This is a genomic window from Streptomyces sp. NPDC050287 (genome assembly GCF_044459385.1).
Lineage (GTDB): Bacteria > Actinomycetota > Actinomycetes > Streptomycetales > Streptomycetaceae > Streptomyces.
In genome coordinates this window covers 443,166-460,770 of sequence record NZ_JBITIY010000005.1, presented here as the reverse complement: position 1 = coordinate 460,770, position 17,605 = coordinate 443,166, and the positions used below count along the sequence as shown (strand labels likewise).

General features: G+C 71.9%; 12 protein-coding genes. 8 read left to right on the top strand and 4 right to left on the bottom strand.

All coding sequences use genetic code 11. From position 1 onward, the window contains the following. The first annotated feature begins 7 nt into the window (after positions 1 to 7). The 5 genes from ACIBK3_RS20690 (at position 8) to ACIBK3_RS20670 (ending at position 6,102) form a co-directional block, all read left to right on the top strand. Positions 8 to 970 carry an electron transfer flavoprotein subunit alpha/FixB family protein gene (locus tag ACIBK3_RS20690; protein ID WP_399367316.1) on the top strand — a complete coding sequence of 321 codons (963 nt, stop codon included), beginning with the start codon at positions 8 to 10 and terminating at the stop codon, positions 968 to 970. Between the two features lie 84 nt (positions 971 to 1,054). Then, a complete protein-coding gene (locus ACIBK3_RS20685) occupies positions 1,055 to 2,134 on the top strand; it encodes an amidohydrolase family protein (RefSeq protein ID WP_399367314.1) in 1,080 nt (359 codons plus the stop codon). A 26-nt stretch (positions 2,135 to 2,160) separates the two neighbouring features. After that, positions 2,161 to 4,581, top strand: a complete 2,421-nt coding sequence (locus ACIBK3_RS20680; RefSeq protein WP_399367312.1) for a GNAT family N-acetyltransferase — start codon at positions 2,161 to 2,163, stop codon at positions 4,579 to 4,581. After that, positions 4,578 to 5,552, top strand: a complete 975-nt coding sequence (locus tag ACIBK3_RS20675) for an LLM class flavin-dependent oxidoreductase (protein WP_399367310.1) — start codon at positions 4,578 to 4,580, stop codon at positions 5,550 to 5,552. Before ACIBK3_RS20680 ends, ACIBK3_RS20675 begins: the two co-directional genes overlap by 4 nt. A gap of 31 nt (positions 5,553 to 5,583) precedes the next feature. Further along, a complete protein-coding gene (locus tag ACIBK3_RS20670; protein WP_399367308.1) occupies positions 5,584 to 6,102 on the top strand; it encodes a PaaI family thioesterase in 519 nt (172 codons plus the stop codon). 170 nt (positions 6,103 to 6,272) lie between these two features. On the opposite strand, the gene ACIBK3_RS20665 is transcribed toward ACIBK3_RS20670, so the two are convergent. Then, positions 6,273 to 7,424: an acyl-CoA dehydrogenase family protein gene (locus ACIBK3_RS20665; protein WP_399367307.1), complete on the bottom strand. Its 1,152-nt coding sequence runs from the start codon at positions 7,422 to 7,424 to the stop codon at positions 6,273 to 6,275. Between the two features lie 220 nt (positions 7,425 to 7,644). Here ACIBK3_RS20665 and ACIBK3_RS20660 point away from each other — a divergent pair, with 220 nt between their 5' ends. After that, positions 7,645 to 8,655 (top strand): LacI family DNA-binding transcriptional regulator, encoded by a 1,011-nt coding sequence (locus ACIBK3_RS20660; protein ID WP_399367305.1) that lies wholly within the window; start codon positions 7,645 to 7,647, stop codon positions 8,653 to 8,655. A 4-nt stretch (positions 8,656 to 8,659) separates the two neighbouring features. Here the strand turns inward: ACIBK3_RS20660 and ACIBK3_RS20655 are convergent, their stop codons facing one another. After that, positions 8,660 to 12,682, bottom strand: a complete 4,023-nt coding sequence (locus ACIBK3_RS20655) for a glycosyl hydrolase (RefSeq protein ID WP_399367302.1) — start codon at positions 12,680 to 12,682, stop codon at positions 8,660 to 8,662. Between the two features lie 260 nt (positions 12,683 to 12,942). Here ACIBK3_RS20655 and ACIBK3_RS20650 point away from each other — a divergent pair, with 260 nt between their 5' ends. Together ACIBK3_RS20650 and ACIBK3_RS20645 are read left to right on the top strand one after the other, a co-directional pair. Then, positions 12,943 to 14,232 carry an MFS transporter gene (locus ACIBK3_RS20650; RefSeq protein WP_399367300.1) on the top strand — a complete coding sequence of 430 codons (1,290 nt, stop codon included), beginning with the start codon at positions 12,943 to 12,945 and terminating at the stop codon, positions 14,230 to 14,232. Between the two features lie 33 nt (positions 14,233 to 14,265). Continuing rightward, positions 14,266 to 15,735: an arabinose isomerase gene (locus ACIBK3_RS20645; RefSeq protein WP_399367298.1), complete on the top strand. Its 1,470-nt coding sequence runs from the start codon at positions 14,266 to 14,268 to the stop codon at positions 15,733 to 15,735. 102 nt (positions 15,736 to 15,837) lie between these two features. Here ACIBK3_RS20645 and ACIBK3_RS20640 read toward each other — a convergent pair whose 3' ends face one another. Beyond that, positions 15,838 to 16,593 carry a DUF1775 domain-containing protein gene (locus ACIBK3_RS20640; RefSeq protein ID WP_399367296.1) on the bottom strand — a complete coding sequence of 252 codons (756 nt, stop codon included), beginning with the start codon at positions 16,591 to 16,593 and terminating at the stop codon, positions 15,838 to 15,840. Next, a complete protein-coding gene (locus ACIBK3_RS20635; protein WP_399367295.1) occupies positions 16,562 to 17,263 on the bottom strand; it encodes a hypothetical protein in 702 nt (233 codons plus the stop codon). The genes ACIBK3_RS20640 and ACIBK3_RS20635 overlap by 32 nt, the downstream gene beginning before the upstream one ends. Between the last annotated feature and the right edge of the window lie 342 nt (positions 17,264 to 17,605).

The following is a 17,605-nucleotide window of genomic DNA, read 5'->3' as shown; positions in this document are numbered from 1 at the left end:
CATCACCGTGGCCGAGATCCTCGTCCTCGTCGACCACGTCGACGGTGCCGTACGCAAGCCGACCCTCGAACTGCTCACCCTCGCCCGCCGGTTGGGCGAGCCCTCCGCTGTCTTCCTGGGACCGGGCGCGGACGCCGCGACCGACGTCCTCGGCCGGTACGGCGCACAGAAGGTCTACGTCGTTCACGCCCCGGAGATCGACGAGTACCTCGTCACCCCGGCCGTCGACGCCCTCACCCAGATCGCCGAGCGCACCGGCCCGGCGGCGATCCTGCTGCCGTCCGGCCCGGACGGCCAGGAGACCGCCGCACGGGTCGCGCTCCGGCTCGGCTCCGGGCTCATCACCGACGCCGTCGACGTCACCGCCGGGCCGGACGGACCGGTCACCGAGCAGTCGGTGTTCGCCGCGACCTACCAGGTCACCGCGCACGTCACCCAGGGCGTGCCGGTGATCACGGTCAAGCCGAACGCCGTCGCCCCAGAACCCGCTGCCGCCGATCCCGTCGTCGAGAAGCAGGACATCACCTTCGGTCCGGCCACCGCGGCCGTCCGGATCCTGTCCCGCACGCCTCGCGAGCGCGGCGACCGGCCGGAGCTGACCGAGGCCGACATCGTGGTCTCCGGCGGCCGTGGCGTGAACGGGGCCGAGAACTTCGCTCTCATCGAGCGGGTCGCCGACGCGCTGGGCGCGGCGGTCGGGGCGTCCCGGGCCGCCGTGGACGCGGGCTGGTACCCGCACAGCAACCAGGTCGGCCAGACCGGCACCCAGGTCTCCCCGCAGCTCTACCTGGCCGCCGGCATCTCCGGGGCGATCCAGCACCGCGCGGGCATGCAGACCTCGAAGACCATCGTGGCCGTCAATAAGGACGCGGACGCACCGATCTTCGAGCTGGCCGACCACGGCGTGGTCGGCGACCTCTTCCAGGTGCTGCCGCAACTGGTGGAAGAGATCGAGCGGCGCCGGAGCTGATCTCTGCCGCATCCGGCCTTCCATTCGGCCACCTATACAACTAAAATCGCTAACTGATTGCATCCATTCATGCGAAGGGGCGTCATGACGAAGATCTGGGTCAACTCCGGGGACTCCCACGTGATGGAACCCGCCGACGTGTGGACCGAGAGGCTGCCGGCACGACTCGGCGCCCGCGCCCCGCGCAGCGAGCGCGGCGAGAAGTACGAGATGCTCTACATCGACGGCGAGCGCATCGACCGCCAGCTCGGCGACTTCATGGACGCCATGCGTCCGCCGGGCGCCTGGGACCTGAAGGTCCGCCTCAAGGACCTCGACCAGGAGGGCGTGTGGTCCCAGCTGGCCTTCCCCTCCATGGGGTTCTGGCTGGTGTCGATCACCGACCGGGAGCTCGCCCGCGAGACGGTCCGGGCCTGGAACGACTGGGCGCACGAGGAGATCCTCAGCAAGAACAAGCGGGTCATCACCACCGCCTGCGTCTCGACGGCCGACATCGACGACGCGGTCGCCGAGGTGGAGCGGGTGGCGGAGCTGGGCTTCAAGGCGATCTTCCTGCCGTGTTCCACCCGGGCCGGCGAGGAGTACGCCCTCGACCGCTGGGAGCCGCTGTGGACGGCGGTCGAGCGGGCCGGTCTGGTGCTCGGCTTCCACATCGGCACGGGCGGTGAGAACGTCGTCTTCCGCGGGCCCGGCGGCGCGGTCGTCAACTACATGGAGACGACCTACCCGGGCATGCGGGTGGTGTCCCACATGGTCGCGGGCGGCGCCCTGGACCGTCACCCGGACCTGAAGATCCTCATCGCGGAAGGCGGCGCGGGCTGGATGCCGGCCATCGGCGACCGGATGGACGAGGCCTACCGCCAGCACGGCATGTTCGTCCGGCCGAAGCTGAGCCGGCTGCCCAGCGAGATCATCCGGCAGCAGGTGTACGCCTCCTTCCAGCACGACAAGAGCTCGGTGGAGATCGTCGAGTCGACGGGCTACCGCAACGTGATGTGGGGCGACGACTACCCCCACCTGGAAGGCACCTACGGCCACACCCAGTCCACACTGCACGACCTGTTCGACGGCGTCTCCGACGACATCCGCGACCGCGTCACACGCGGCACCTTCAACGAGCTGTTCGGCCTGCCGGAGCAGACTCCGCAGGAGGCGGCCGTCTGAGCGGCGCCGACGGCGAAGCCGCCGCGGTGACCACTCCTCCGTATCCCGAGGACCTGGAACGGCCCGGGCTCGTCAGGACCGGCCGGTCGACCTTCGTGAGGCCCGTCCGGCCGGAGGACGCCGACCGTCTGGTCGCGTTCGTCGGCGGCCTGTCCCGGGCCACCCTGGCCTACCGTTCCCTCGGTCCGGTGGTCCGCGCCCGTGACGACGTCATCCGGCGCGGCGTCCACGTGGACTACCTCAACGAGTTGGCGCTCGTCGCCCTGGCCGGGGACGAGATCGCCGGTCTGGTGCGGTACGTCCGCGACCCGGAGGAGCCTGAGCACGCCGAGGTCACCTTCACCATCCGGGACGACCACCAGAGCGAGGGCTTCGGCCGGCTGCTGCTTGAGCACATCGCCGCCGCGGCCCGCGCCCGGGGCATCCGGGTGCTGGAGGCCGACGTCCTCGCCGACAACACCCGGATGATCAACGTGTTCCTCGGTTCCGGCTACCGGATCGAGAGCGGGCCGCCCGGCCAGATCATCCACTTCGAGATCGCCATCGACCCGCAGGCTCAGGCCGTGGCCCGGGCCGAACGCCGCGAGCACACCGCCGTACGGCGCTCGCTCAGGCCCTTGCTCGAACCGCGCTCGGTCGCCGTGATCGGGGCCAACCGCGACCCGCTGACAATCGGCCACGAGATCGTGGCCAACCTGCTGCGGGGCGACTTCGGCGGCAGCGTGTTCCCGGTGAACCCGCGGGCCGAACGGATCGCCGGCGTGCGGGCGTACGCGAGTCTCCGGGACCTGCCCGAGCCGCCGGACCTGGCTCTGGTGGCTGTCCGGGCCGCGGCGGTCCCCGACGTCGTACGCGAGTGCGCGGAGGCCGGCGTCAAGGCGGTGGTGGTCGTCTCCACCGGCTTCGGGGAGACCGGAGCCGAAGGCCGGGCCACCGAGCTGGAGCTGGCCCGGTTCGCCCGGGCTTCCGGGATGCGGCTGGTCGGCCCGAACTGCATGGGCGTGGTCAACACGACCCCCGCGGCACGGCTGGCCGCGACCTTCTCGCCGGCCCTGCCGACGCCCGGCCGGGTGGCGATGTCCAGCCAGTCCGGGCCGCTGGGGCTCGCGGTGCTGGACTTCGCCCGGCGGCTCAGGCTCGGCTTCTCCGGATTCGTGTCGGTGGGACACGCCGTGGACGTCTCCACCAACGACCTGCTCCAGTGGTGGGAGGAGGACCCGGGGACCTCGGTGATCCTGCTGCACGTGGAGACCTTCGGCAATCCGCGCCGGTTCGCCCGCGTCGCCCGCCGGATCGCCCCGCGCAAGCCGATCGTCGCGGTGCACCCGGGTCACGCCGACTCCGCGGTGAGCTCGCTGTTCGCCCAGTCCGGCGTGATCCGCACCCGCAGCCTCCAGGAACTCTTCGACGTGGCCCTGCTGCTCGCCCACCAGCCTCCTCCGCCCGGCGACCGGGTGGCCGTCATCACCAACGCGGGCGGTCCGGCGGCACTGACGGTCGGGGCGTGCGCGGCGAGCGGACTGCGCGTGCCCGCGCTCGGTGAGCGCACCCGGCAGACGCTGCGCACGGCCCTGGCGCCGCGTGCGGAGGTCGCCAACCCGGTCGACCTGACCCCGATGGCCTCCGCCGCGCACTACCGGCAGGCCCTGGACGCCGTCCTGGCCGACGACGACATCGACGCGGCCGTCGTGCTGTTCATGCCGCCGCTGGCGGACAAGCCCGACGAGGTCGCGTCGGCGATCCTCGACGCGGCGGCGGCCCGGCGCGACAAGCCGGTGCTGGCCAGTTTCCTGGGCGGCGGGGGCGTCGCCGACCTCCTGCACCGGGGCGACCTGGTGGTGCCGACGTACACGTTCCCCGAAGCGGCGGCCGTCTCGCTCGGCCACGCTGCGGCCTACCAGACCTGGCGCAGCACTCCCGCGGGCGTCATCCCGGACCTCGCGGGAGTCGACGCCGAGCACGCCCGAACGGTCATCGCCGACCAGGCCCCCGGCCAGGTCCCCGCAGCGGTCGCCGCGGAGTTGCTCGCCTCGTACGGAATCGCCGTGCACGACAGCGGACCGGGTCCCGGCCCGGACGCGTTCCTCTCCGTCCGCGCCGACCCGGTCTTCGGCCCCGTGGTCGCCTTCGGGCTCACCGGGGATTACGCCGACCTCATGGCGGACGTCGCCCACCGCGTCACCCCGCTCAGCGACCGCGACGCCCGGGAGATGGTCCGCTCGCTGCGGGCGGCCCCGCTGCTGGACGGCCGGGTGGGCGGCCCGGGCGTGGATCTGGCGGCGCTGGAGGAAACCGTCCTGCGGATCTCGGCGATGGTCGAGGATCTGCCCGAGATCGAGGCGCTGGAACTGCGCCCGGTACGGCTGCTGCCACCCGGGGACGGGGTGGCCGTCGCCCACGCGACGATCCGACTGGCCGACAACAGCAAGAAAGGCGGCCGCTCATGAGAGTCGGCATCTACTTCGACCTGCGCAATCCCCCGCCGTGGCAACAGAGTTGGTCCCGGGTCTACGGGTTCGCCCTGGAGATGTGCGAGGAGGCGGACCGCCTCGGCCTCGACTCGGTCTGGTTCTCCGAACACCACGGCTTCGAGGACGGCTATCTCCCCCAGCCGCTCACCATGGCCGCCGCTGCCGCCGCCCGCACCCGCCGGGTGCGCCTCGGCACCGCCGTCATCCCGGCACCGCTGCACGCGGCCCCCGAGATCGCCGAACAGGCCGCGCTCGTCGACATCATCAGCGACGGCCGGCTGGACCTCGGACTCGGCACCGGCTACCGGGTGCCCGAGTACCGGCTCTACGGAGCCGATCTCGCCAAGCGCTACACCACGACCGACCAGCGGGTACGGGAGATCCGCGGCCTGTGGGCCGAGTCCCTGGTCACCCCCGGACCGGTCCAGGACCCACTGCCGATCTGGCTCGGCTACCAGGGCCCGCAGGGCGCCCGCCGGGCCGGCCGACTCGGCACCGGGCTGCTGTCGCTCAACCCGGCGCTGCTGGCGCCGTACCGGGAAGGGCTCGCGGAGAGCGGGTACGACCTGTCGGCGGGCCGGATGCAGGGCTCGTTCACCACGTTCGTCACCGAGGACCCGGAGGCCGACTGGCCGCTGGTCCGCAAGCACCTGTCGTACCAGTGGGACAGCTACCGCCGCTACATGGTCGAGGGCACCGACCAGCCCGCCCCCCGCCCCATCGACCCCGAGAAGTGGCGGGAGACCGGTCTGAGCGCGACGGGCGTCGGCCAGTTCCTCTACGGCACCCCGCAGGACGTCGCCGACGCCATCAAGGCGTACGTGGCAGGGTTGCCGGTGGAAGGGGTGTTCCTGTGGGCCTCGCTGGCCGGTATGCCCGAGGAGACGGTGGCCCGCCAGGTCCAGCTCATCGCCGGGAAGCTGCGCCCGCTGCTTGCCGACGTCTGACACTCCGATGCCCGACAAGAGGAGCCACACCATGTCCACTGCGTCACCGACGGGTCCCTGGGCCGGGGCGGACTTCCAGGAGCCGCCCCGCACCCCCGGTGGGGTGGCCCTGTGCGGGGCGTGCCGCGCCGCCGGTTCCTGCCGGCTGGGAGTGGAGCACGAACGGCTCGACGAGGACGGGTCGGCGCTGTTCGAGCTGTCCTGCCCGCGGGACCAGGAGGGCGGGCCCGATGTCGCGCACGGCGGCTGGACCGCGGCCGTCCTGGACGACTGCCTCGGCCATCTTCCGCTGCTGCACCGCGTGTTGAGCGTCACGGCGGAACTGACCGTGAGCTTCGTGAAACCGGTGCCGGTGGAACGGCCGCTGGAGGTCCGGGCCTGGGTGGAGAAGCGGGAGGGCCGGCGCTGGTACATCGCCGGCGAGATGGTGCTGCTGCCGACCCGGGCCGTGCTGGCCCGGGTCTCCGGGATCTGGGTGACCCGGGACCAGAGCCACTTCACCCGGCACAAGGAGTGGCTGGCCGAACAGGACACGGGCGGGGCTCAGTAGGACCTGGGTCCGGCCGGACTCACCTGGAGCCGGGCGGACTCCAGGGGACCTGGGACCAGCCGGACTCCGGGCGACCTGGGTCCGGCCGGATTCCGCAGGACCTTGAGTCAGGCGGGGGTCAGGAGCACACGAGCCCGGCGGGGGTCAGGAGCACACGAGCCCGGCGGGGCTCAGTAGGACCTGAGCCCCATGCTGCGGGCGATGCCGTTGCGCTGGATCTGACTCGTGCCGCCGGAGATCGTGGCCACGATCGACTCCCGGTAGCGGAAACTCATCACGCTCTCGGTGGAGAACCCGTGCCCGGCACAGACCTGCATCCCGAGCCGTGCGGCCGCCACGTACGTCTCCGACCCCTTCAGCTTCGCCATCGAACCCTCGCGCGTGCACGGCTTGCCCTGGGCGAGCAGCCAGGCGGCGCGGTAGGCGAGCAGCCGGGCCGAGTCGATCTCGGTCTGCAGGTCGGCCATGGCGTGGGCGAGCGCCTGGAAGTTGCCGATCGGACGGCCGAAGGCGTGCCGGGTACGGGCGTACTCGAGCATTTCGTCCAGCGTGGCCTGCGCCGCGCCCAGATAGCCGCCGGTGATGATCACCTTCTCCAGCTCGATGTTGGAGAGCATCACCTTCCAGCCCTCGTCGCGCGGGCCGACGAGGTTCTCCTTCGGTACCAGGGCGTCGTTGAAGAACACCTCGTTGGTGCCCAGGATGTGCCGGGCCAGCGTCGGTGTCCGGCGCACCTCGACGCCCTCCGTGGAGGGATCGACCAGCAGCAGGCTGATGCCGCCGTGCTTGGGTTCGCGGGGCCCCGTACGCACGTAGGTGGCGATGGTCGTGTCGGGCAGGCCGCCGCCCGTGCACCACGCCTTCTGGCCCCGGACCTGGAAGTGGTCCCCGTGGTCCTCGGCGGTGGTGCGCAGCGCCGCGGCGTCGGATCCGCTGTCCGGCTCGCTGAGGCCGACGGCGAGCCGATGGCGTCCCGTCATGACCTGCTCGCGGATGAAGTCGCGCTGCGCCTCACTGCCCCACCGGAACACGGTGATTCCGGGGATGAGCACCCCGATGTAGCACATGGCGACGTCGAAGCTGGCCCGCCCGAGCTCCTCGGCGATCAGGATGAGCTCCAGCGGTCCGCCGCCGTCGCCGCCCTCGTCCTCGCCGAACGGGAGGGAGAACCACCCCAGCTCGGCCATTCCGCGAAACAGCTCGGGCGGTACGACGCCCTGCTCGTCCCACTCCTTGGCCTTCTCGGCCGGGCACACGTCGGCGACGAACTGCCGTGCCGTCGCGCGCAACAGGTCCTGCTCGTCGGTCAACCCGAAGTCCACGGCCACTCCTCGCCCGTACCGGTCTATTCATCTATCTAATTATTCTATGTTAGCGGATAGGGAAAGGCATAGACCGGGGAGCGGCTCACCGAGCGGCGGCCCGGGGATCCACCGGGCTTCGAAAAACGTTTCAGCCGCGCTCGGGGTAGACTTGCGCCGCTCATCGAGGACCGCGTCGTGCCTGGTCGCACGGCTGTCACAGCGAGGGGGGTGGACGCCCGTGCCGGTTCGTCCCGCCCGTATCCAGGACGTCGCGGCCGCCGCGGGAGTCTCGGTGTCCACGGTGTCGAACGTCCTGAACCGGCCCGAGCGCGTCAACGCCCGCACCGCGGAGCGGGTGCGGGACGCGGTGGCCGCGCTCGACTACGTACCCCACCCGGGAGCCGCCGGCCTGCGCACCGGGCACTCGTCCTCGATCGGCCTGGTGCTGCCCGACGTGGCCAACTCCTTCTACTCGCGCATCGCGCGGGGGGCCGCGGACGCGGCGTACGAGCACGGCTACGCCCTGGTGCTCTGCGACAGCGGGGACGCGCCGGAGCGGGAGCAGGGCTACCTCACCATGCTCGTCGAGCAGCGGGCGGTCGGGGTCGTGGTGGTTCCGTTGAGCGCCGATCCCACCCGGCTGACACGGCTGCGTGAGCGCGGCATTCCCCTGGTCCTCGCGGACCGTGCGATATCGGCGCAGGACGGCTGCTCCGTCTCCGTCGACGACATCGCGGGCGGCCGGCTCGCCGTGCAGCATCTCCTGGAGCGCGGAGCACGCGACATCCTTGTCGTGAACGGGGACCGTGCGATCCGGCAGTGCGCCGACCGGTACCAGGGAGCCCGCCAGGCCGTACGCAGCCGGCGTGAGGCGCGGCTGGACCAGGTGGTCGCCAAGGAGATGACGGTGGCCTACGGCGTGGAGATCGCCCGCCGGCTCGACGAGCTGCCCGACGGGGTCTTCTGCACCAACGACTTCCTCGCCGCGGGGCTGTGCCGGGGACTGGGCGAGCGGGGTGTGCGGATTCCCGAGGAGGTGCGGGTGGTCGGTTACGGCGACCTCGACATCGCCGGCTTTGTGGGGACGCCCCTGACGACGGTCCGGCAGCCCGTCGAGGAGCTCGGCAGGGCGGCCGTGGAGATGCTGCTCGACGAGGTGGAGGCCCGCGCCGAACACGCCCACGAGACAAGGGTGTTCGCGCCCGGCCTCGTTCTGCGCGACTCCACGCGCTCCCCCTCCGCCGCCTGAGTCCTTAGAACCGCAGCGTCACCGGCCCCAGCAGCCCCGAGGCGCACTGGTCCGGGAAGGCCCAGGCGGTGGGCGTGGCTTCGGCCAGATACGGGGCCAGCGTGTTGCGGACGGTCACGTCGAGCCGGACGGTACGCCCGGCGGCACCCGGGAGCTCGAAACGGTACGGAGCGCAGAACGCCTCCCCGACAGGTTCCCCGTCGAGCAACACCTCGACGCTGCCGCGGACCCGCCCCAGATCCAGCACCGGGTCCGGCCCGGCAGGCACCTCCACGTCCCGCGCATAGGTCACGCCCCCGCTCCAGCCGCCCAGCCCCACCTCCCGCCAGTCCCCCAACGGCAGCGGCGCCGGGACGGTACGGACGCGCACCGGTCCGCGCCAGGCGGAGCCGCCCCGCAACACGGCCGTGGGCGCGGTGACGATCTCGAACTCGGTGGATTCAAGCAGGGGCTGATCCAGCGTCAACTCTCCTCCGCTGAAGGGTCGTTCTGCCCCGTTTCCGACCCGTACCCGCGCGGGAAGTCCCAGAGGCAGGTCGACCGACACGGTGCCCGGCGGCACGGTGAAGCGGAAGCGCTGCGCGGTCTCGCGGACGTCGTCCGTGCAGCGCAGCGGCAGTACGGCGGTGCCGAGCACCGGCGCGCCGGTCAGCCACCCGGTCTCCGGCAGCGGGTGCGGCCGTGACGCGGCGTGGCAGTGCTGCAACTCGCCCCACCGGCCCTGGTGTTCGACGGTACGTCCGTGCCACCCGCCGGTCTCCGCCTGCCAGCCGGGGCCACTGACCAACGCGGCCGGCCCGGCGCCCGCCACGAGGTCCACGAACACCGCGTCCCGTGCGTGGACGCTGTCGGCAACGACCTCCAGGAGGTGCTCGCCCGCCCCGAGCGTCAGCTGGTGGCGGAAGAACATCGGCACCGCGCCCCAGTCGGACTCGTAGTACTCCACCTTCTCCTGCCGCGCCACGACCGCACCGTCGAGGAGCACCCCGACGCCCGCCGCGGCACCCACGACGAGCACCGCGTCCGTGCCGTCCCGCGGGACACGCAGCCGGCCGCGGTAGGTCACGGTGCCGTCCGGTCGTACGCCGTCGGGCAGACACATGAACTGCGGCCGCCGCGCGAACCCGTCCGGGCGGGAGAGGCAGAAGTAACTGCCCAAGGGTGTGCCGGCGGTGCCCGAGATGAGCAAGGGCCGGTCCTGGGCGTCGGTCAGTTCGTACTCGAGCACATTGCGGGGCCGTGTCACGTCCACGCGGGCGGACGCCAGACAACCGGCGCTCGTCTCCAGCAGCTCACCGTTCCACCACACACGCTTGGCCGCCGACGCACCGATGTGCAGGTCGGCGGGGCCTCGATGGTCGCTCTCCACGATCGTCCGGACCCGCGCGACGGTCCCGGCCCCCGGCACCGGGACGCGCACGAACTCCTCGGGCACCAGCCCCTTGTTGCCGAGCAGACCGTCCGGGTCCGGGATCCCGCGGCTCGCCGAGTACAGCGCGACCTCCCAGTCCGGGGACGCCAGGGACAGCTCCCCGGCCAGGATCCGTTCGACGCGGGCGCTGTCCAACGGGTCGGGGGCCTGAGCGGAGGGCACCGGCGGCAGGACGCGCACCCGGTTGCCGTAGGTCACCCGTGTCCGCTCCCAAGGGGCGTCGCTCTCGCTCCACCGCATGGTCCAGATCTGCGGCCGCGCCACGGACACTCCCGCGGGCAGGGCCAGGTCGCCCCAGGTGTTGTCCATGGTCGGCACCAGGCGGCCCTCCCAGCCGGTCGACACGTCCAGGGTCGTCACCGGGACCGGCGGTGGCGGTGCGGCAGTCCGGTGCGGCGGTGCGGTCGTCCGGTGCGGCGGTGCGGCCTCGCGCCATACGACGAGGGCGGCGGGGGCGCCGTCCAGTGGCACGTCGATGGTCGAGAGGCCGTCGGAGACGGTGACGCGCGCGCAACGGCGGGCCCCGGTCGCCGGATTCCAGATCTCGGCCTCGGTGACCACGGCGTGGACGGTGACCGAGGACGTCCGGGCGTAGCGGGCGGGGTCGATCGCGTGGTTGTCCTCCGGCGGATGCGTGCGGGCATCGGGGAAGGCGCCCGTGACCAGGGCCACCGCCTCGTCGCCCTGCCTCCTGACGAGCAGCGGCACCTCACCCGTCGCGTGTCCGGCGGCGTCGGCCACCGCTGCCGCCGCGGCCTCGGCGTCGCCCGCCCGCTCCAGTCCCGGATGCCCGAGCAGTGCGGCGACCACGGAGTCGTCACCGGCCAGCCCGGCCGCCGTCGCCGGCGGACGGCCGACCACCACCACCCGGCCGCCGGCGTCGAGGAGGTCCGTCAGCCGGCGTGCCGTCTCCTCCTCCAGGACGCTCGCCGACGGCAGCAGCACCACGGCGTAGGCCAGGTCCTTGACGCGCAGGGCGCCGTCGGCGGCCTTGGCCCGCTGCACGGAGGAGTCGTCGATGACGTCGAAGGAGACACGGTGGCGGTCGAGGGCGCCGACGGCGGGCCGGAGCCAGTTGTTGGTGCCGCACAGGTCCAGGTAGTGCCGCTGGGTCTCGTCGACGTCGGCGTGGCCGTCGCCGAGGCGGCCGTCGCCGAAGTGCTGGACGGGTGCGTCCAACGGGATGAGGGACTGCATGGTGGCCGTGGGGTGCAGGACCGCGACGTCGGCCCTGTACGTGCCCCAGGACATGATCGAGCAGATCCGGGAGACGGCCCGGGAGAACGCCGGGTACTGCCGCCAGTAGGGCTGGCGCCAGTCGGTGGACGGCGGCGCCCACTCGAACCAGCCGCCCGCGGTGCCGAAGTAACTGGCGTGCGGGTTGTACAGGTTGGCGCCGCTGCGCAGGAACGGCAGGAGCCAGTCGTAGGTGTCCTCCAGGGTGCCGCCCCAGCCGGAGGAGTGGAACGCCTCGATCCAGACCCGCTCATGGCCGTAGAGGTGGGCCATGGAGGAGTGGACCTTGGAGTCGCCGTGATGGTCGCTGCCGGCGGCGCCGTACCAGCGGTGGGTGCGGAAGTAGTCGGTGTAGATCTGCGTCGACTGGGCGGGGAAGCCCGCGCGGGCGGGGTGGCTCTGGTCGGCCCCGATCAGCATGCCGCGCTCGTCGTGCCAGGCGGCCAGCGGCCTGAACAGGGCCTCTTCGGTGAGTTCGGTGCGGACCGCGTAATAGTCGGCGCGGATCTTCGCCGCTCGGGCGGTCGCCGGGCCGAACAGGGCGGGCAGGTGGTCGAGCAGGTCGTAGCCGCGCCGGGCACGGAACTCGTCGGGGAAGCGGTGGCTCCAGGAGTTGGTGCCGGGCAGCTCGTCCTGGAAGCTCCCGGCGATGACGTTGCCCAGATACTGCGGGACGCGGCGGTCGTACTCGTGATGGACGGTGTCCAGCAGCAGGCCGACGGCGTGCGGGTCCAGGTAGTCGAACGCCGTGGGGACGGCGACGACGAGATGCACGTCCGTGCCGTCGGGGGCCGCGATCCGGGCGGCGCCGGGACCGGACCGGACGGGACTGGCACCGGACCGGGCGGTACCGGGACGGTACCCCGCGGTACCCGGACCGGAATCCGGGACCGCGGAGAGACGCCGGCCGGTGACCTCGTACGCGGCCACGAGGCTCTCGGAACCTCGTAGCGGGACCGTTCCCCCGCAGACGGTCGCCGTACGGCGACGCAAGGCCTGGCCCCGCGCCCGCGGATGACGGCGGGTCACGCCGCCCTGGATGTTGGCGCCGGAGAAACCGATCTGGTCGTAGAACCACAGGCGCATGCCGAGGTCCCCGGCGATCCGGCAGGCGTCGGTGAAGCGGGCCCACCACTCCTCGCCGAACCACGCCGGATCGTCGGTCCGGGCGCCGAACGTCGGACCGGCCGGCGCCAGATTGATCACCACGAGGTTGTGGACGCCGCCCTCGGCGAACCTGCGCATCTGCCAGGCGAGACGCTCGCGGGTGACCTTCGCGCCGGACCACCACCACAGCGGCGTGGGCCCGAAGTCGCGGGGCGGATCGTCGAACAGCTGCTGCAGTCCAGGGGAGATCACGGATGCGGTCCTTCCGAGTACGGCTCTGCATCTCGGGGAACTGAAAACGTTTTATACGACTGTCGGGCGGCTCTGATACCAGGTCACCTGGAATGTTCGCACCGAATCCAGAGTCCGAGAAGCCTCCGGGACTTCTTCCGGCGCGTCTGTGCGAGAGGGCTTGTTGGAACGTTTTTCGACCCCTATATTCACTGCGATCCGGCTCCAGAGCCGCGACGTCCCCCTCCGCTCGGCCCCTCCCCAGACGACGGAGTCGCATCATGGCCCGAACCTCGAACGCCCCGGATCACCCGGACCAGCCCGTCCCCAAACACTTGTGGAAAGTCGCCGCCCTGTCGGGCATGGCCTCCTACCTCGACGCCGCGCTGATCGTCAGCATCTCCGTCAATCTGGCCATCTACCGCGACAGCTACGACATGGGCGTGTGGATGGCGGGCGCGATCAGCGCGATCGTCACCGGCTGCATCGCCGTCGGCTCCCTCGTCGGCGGACGGCTGGCCGACATGTTCGGGCGCCGCCGTGTCTACAACCTGGACATCCTCTGCTTCGCGCTGGGCGCGATCGTCATCACACTGGCGCCGAACGACATCGTGCTCCTGATCGGCGTGCTCGTGGCGGGGCTGGCGGCCGGTGCCGATCTGCCGACGTCCCTGGCCGTGGTCTCGGACGCGGCGCCCGCCCACGGCCGGGCGCGTCTCGTGTCCTTCACGCAGGTCATGTGGGTGCTGGGCATCGTCGTCGTCATCTTCCTCGGCTATGTCCTGTCGGACACCGGCATGACCGGGGCGCGCGTCATCACCGGTCATCTGGCCGTCGCCGCGCTGCTCACCTGGCAGCTCCGCGCCCGCCTGAAGCTGGCCGACGAGCCGTCGGACCAAGCGGTGGAGGAGACGGCGGCCGCGCCGAGCGGCGCCGCGCTCAGGAACGTGTGGAACCGTGCCGCGTTGCTGCCGATGGCCGCGACCTTCGTCTACTACGTCACCTGGGGTATCGGCGCCAACACCTTCGGCCAGTTCGGCACCTATCTGCTGGTCACGGTCAGCGGTGCCTCGCAGACGCTGGCCACCGGGATCAACCTGGCCTTCCTCCCGATCGCGCTGGTGCTGACCTTCGTCTTCGTCCGGATCGCCGACACCCCCTGGCGCGACCGGCTGTTCTACGTGTTCACGATCGTGCAGGTCGTCGCCTTCTGCGTCGCCTCGCTCACGGCCGGCGCCCTCGTCGGCATGCTCGTCTTCTTCGTGCTCTACCAGATCTCCAACCCCTTCGCGGGGGAAGCCAGTTACAAGGTGTGGTCGCAGCTCTCACTGCCCCCGGACACCCGCGGTACCACCCAGGGCCTCACCTACGCCCTGTCGCGGGGGGTCTTCGCGGGCGTCGCGTTCGTCACGCCCGCCCTGATGGAGTACAGCGCGTCCCTCCTGCTCTGGTCGATCACCTTCTGCATGGCGGCGTCGGGGTTGGCGGGCGTGTACATCGTCCGTGTCCTCATCGCGCGTTCCCCTGAAGTCGCCGACGCCCCGGCGAACGTGGGAGTGGCCAGGGCGTGAATCCGAACCGGACCTCGGAAGGAATCACCGACCATGGCAACGACCGAACCCGCCACCGTGACCGCGGACCGCGCCGCCACGCTGCGCGAGCTTCTCCCCCCGGCTCCCCGCCGTCGTACCCGGATCGGACTGGTCGCGGGCGGTCTCGGCACGTACTGGCCGCAATTCCCCGGGCTGCTCCCCCAGTTGCGGGAGTCGGCAGCGTACGTCACCGATCGCTTGCGCCAGATGGACGCGGACGTCACCGACGTCGGTTTCATCTCCGACGCGCGGGAAGGGGCGGTCGCCGCCGAGGAGTTGCGGCGGGCGGACTGCGATCTGATCGTGCTGTTCCTGACGACGTATCTGACCTCGTCGATGGTGCTGCCGATCGCCCAGCGCTCGCACACCCCCGTCCTGGTGATCGACCTCCAGCCGTCCGAACGGATGGACCACGCCTCCTTCGACACGGGTGCCTGGCTGGCGTACTGCGGACAGTGCCCCGTGCCCGAGGTCGGCAACGTCTTCCGCCGCGCGGGCATCCCCTTCCGGTCGGTGTCGGGCTGGCTGCGCCAGGAGTCGGCGTGGCGGCGCATCGAGCAGTGGGTCCGGGCCGCGCACGTCCGCGCCGCGCTCCGGCACGCCCGGCACGGGCTGATGGGCCATCTGTACCCGGGCATGCTCGACGTGTCGACCGATCTGACGCTGCTGGCGACGACGTTCGGCTCGCATGTCGAGGTGCTGGAGTTCGACGACCTGCGGCACCGGGTGGAGCAGGTCACCGAAGCGGAGACCCGGGACCGCATGGCCCTCGCCCGCCAGGTCTTCACCCTCGACGGCAGCGTGGCCGACGAGGACTTCGCGTGGGGAGCGACCGTGTCGGTCGCGCTCGACCGGCTCGTCGAGGACTTCGGCCTCGACGCCCTCGCCTACTACCACCGCGGCCTGGACGGGGAACTGCACGAGCGCCTCGGCGCCGGCATGATCCTGGGCGCCTCCCTGCTCACCGCCCGGGGTGTGCCGGCGGCCGGTGAGTACGAACTGCGCACCAGCGTCGCCCAGCTGGCCTCGCAGAGCATCGGTGCCGGGGGTTCCTTCACCGAGATCCAGGCCCTCGACTTCGAGGACGGGGTGGTGGAGATGGGCCACGACGGTCCCGCCCACCTCGCCGTCAGCGCCCGCGACCCGCTGCTGCGCGGCCTGGGGGTCTATCACGGCAAGCGCGGCTTCGGCGTCAGTGTGGAGTTCGACGTCCAGCACGGCCCCGTCACCCTCCTCGGCCTCGGCCAGGACGCCGACGGCGCCCTGTCGTTCGTCACCTCCGAGGGCACCGTCGTCCCCGGCCCGCTGCTGGAGATCGGCAACACCACCAGCCGCGTCGACTTCGGCCGCGACCCCGGCGAGTGGGTCGACGCGTGGAGCGCCACGGGCGTCGGCCACCACTGGTCCCTCGCGGTCGGCCACCACACCGCCGACTTCCGGGCCGCCGCGAGTCTGCTGGGCATCGACCATCGCGAGGTGTGATCACGGCGGTGGGCATCGACCACCGGGAGGCATGATCACGGCAGCCTGCCGGCCGTCGCCCCGGGGCGGTTGCGCTCCAGGGCGACGGCGGCGGGCCTCAGCTCAGTTCTCGGACGAGGCCGCCCGGCGCCTGGCCAGCCACCAGGCCGCGCCACCGAGCGCCAGCAGCACGACGACGATCACGCCGGCCAGGACGCCGGAGGAGATGCCGTCGTCCCCATCGGCGGCCGAGTCCTCCGCCGCCGGTGACGCGTCCGCGCCCGACGCTTCGGCGGAGGCAGTCGGCGCCGCTGCGCTCTGCGTCGGACTCGCGCTCGAAGCCGGACTCTGGCCGGAGTCGACCGGCGTGGCGCCCGGTGCCGCGGCCTTCAGCTTCAGCACCGGGGCGGGCTGCTCCGGCTCCTTGCCGGCGGTGGGCAGTTCGATCCAGCGGGAGATCTCGCCGTCGCTGTAGGTCTCGACGGTCTTGAAGGCGAGTTCCTTCTCGTCGGGCAGCTGCCGGACCTTGATCTTGTGCTCGGCGTCGACGCCGGCCTTCAACGCCGGGCCGGCCACCGTGTAGCCGTCGCCGGTGGCCTTCAGCTTCCAGCCCTTGGGTGCCTCGTCCAGGGTGACGTCCGTGGGGGCGATGCCCTTGGGCAGTACGACACGCAGCTCCCGGAATCCCGCCTCGGCGGACTCGGCCTCGGAGACGAAGGTGAGCGTGACGTTCTGGGCGAGGGCCTGCGGATGGTCGGCCTCGACCTCCGCATGGGCGGCGGCCGGTGCGGCCAGGAGGAGCGTGGCGGTCAGCGCGGCAGCGGCGACGAGGGCGGCACGGCGACCGCTACGGACCACCGGGTGGGTGGAGAGGGACACAGGGAAACTCCTTACTGGAACGGGAGAATTCAGCCCGGCGAGAACCCGGGCCGGTGACGTGGGGCAAGGCGCTCCGCCGTGGTGGCCCCCTGCGCGCCATCACGTGCTCCAGTACGTCCTCCCGCACCGGCCGCACGTCCGGGAACGCGCCGAATCCCCGCCCGTCCGGCAGCTTGGGCGGCACCCCGTCCGGGTCGGCCACCAGCCGCGGCCCCCGCACCCGCGCCAGCCCGGCCGCCGCGGCCCTGGTCAGCGTGCGCAACGTCTCCAGCGCCGCCGTCATCCGTACGTCGGCCCGGTGCAGCAGCCAGGCCGTCACCAGCGCGGCCACGGTGTGCACGGTGGTCATCGCCACGCCGGCGTGATGCCAGGCATGTCCGTCCCCGGAGGCGAGGGCCACGTGCCCGGCGTTCATCACCTGCGACCGCGACGCCATCGAGGAGTCACCGTCCGCGCGGGACAGGGCGATATGCAGCACGCCCTGCACCGCCGGCGTGAACCCGACCGCCGCACGGGACACATAGCGGTGCCGGGCCAGCGGCCACACCGCCGCGAACTGCGCTCCGGCCAGCACGGCCATCAGACGCCACGGCACCGTGCCTTCGGCGACCGCGTCATGCCCGAAAGTCGCCAGCACGGTCCCGAGCACCGCGAACAGACCGGCCCGCACACACGTTCCCGCGCGACTGGCCCGGCCCACTCCGGCACACACGTCACGCCCGGTCACATGATCAGGTAACACGGCCGCCATCATCCCCTACGGCCCGACTCCGTACGCGAATCTCCGTACGACTCCGAGCGGTCGGGACGGCCGACGAACAGAAATGCCCGACTTTCAGCGGGCTCCGGTTCGTCACCCGGCGCGGGCCTGTGGAGAGTCGTCGAGACAGTGCACGCCGCCTTCGACCCCTAGGTGAAGGGCACGGAAGCTCGCTTCACCGGGGCCTGTTGGGCGGTCGACGCCCGGGCATCGTCCGAGTCGAAGGACACAGCCGGTACCTGACCGGCGGGG

Coding starts and splice junctions, on each gene's coding strand:
- ACIBK3_RS20650 (WP_399367300.1), top strand. CDS start 12,943: ATGGCCCGAACCTCGAACGCCCCGGATCACCCGGACCAGCCCGTCCCC.
- ACIBK3_RS20645 (WP_399367298.1), top strand. CDS start 14,266: ATGGCAACGACCGAACCCGCCACCGTGACCGCGGACCGCGCCGCCACG.
- ACIBK3_RS20675 (WP_399367310.1), top strand. CDS start 4,578: ATGAGAGTCGGCATCTACTTCGACCTGCGCAATCCCCCGCCGTGGCAA.
- ACIBK3_RS20685 (WP_399367314.1), top strand. CDS start 1,055: ATGACGAAGATCTGGGTCAACTCCGGGGACTCCCACGTGATGGAACCC.
- ACIBK3_RS20670 (WP_399367308.1), top strand. CDS start 5,584: ATGTCCACTGCGTCACCGACGGGTCCCTGGGCCGGGGCGGACTTCCAG.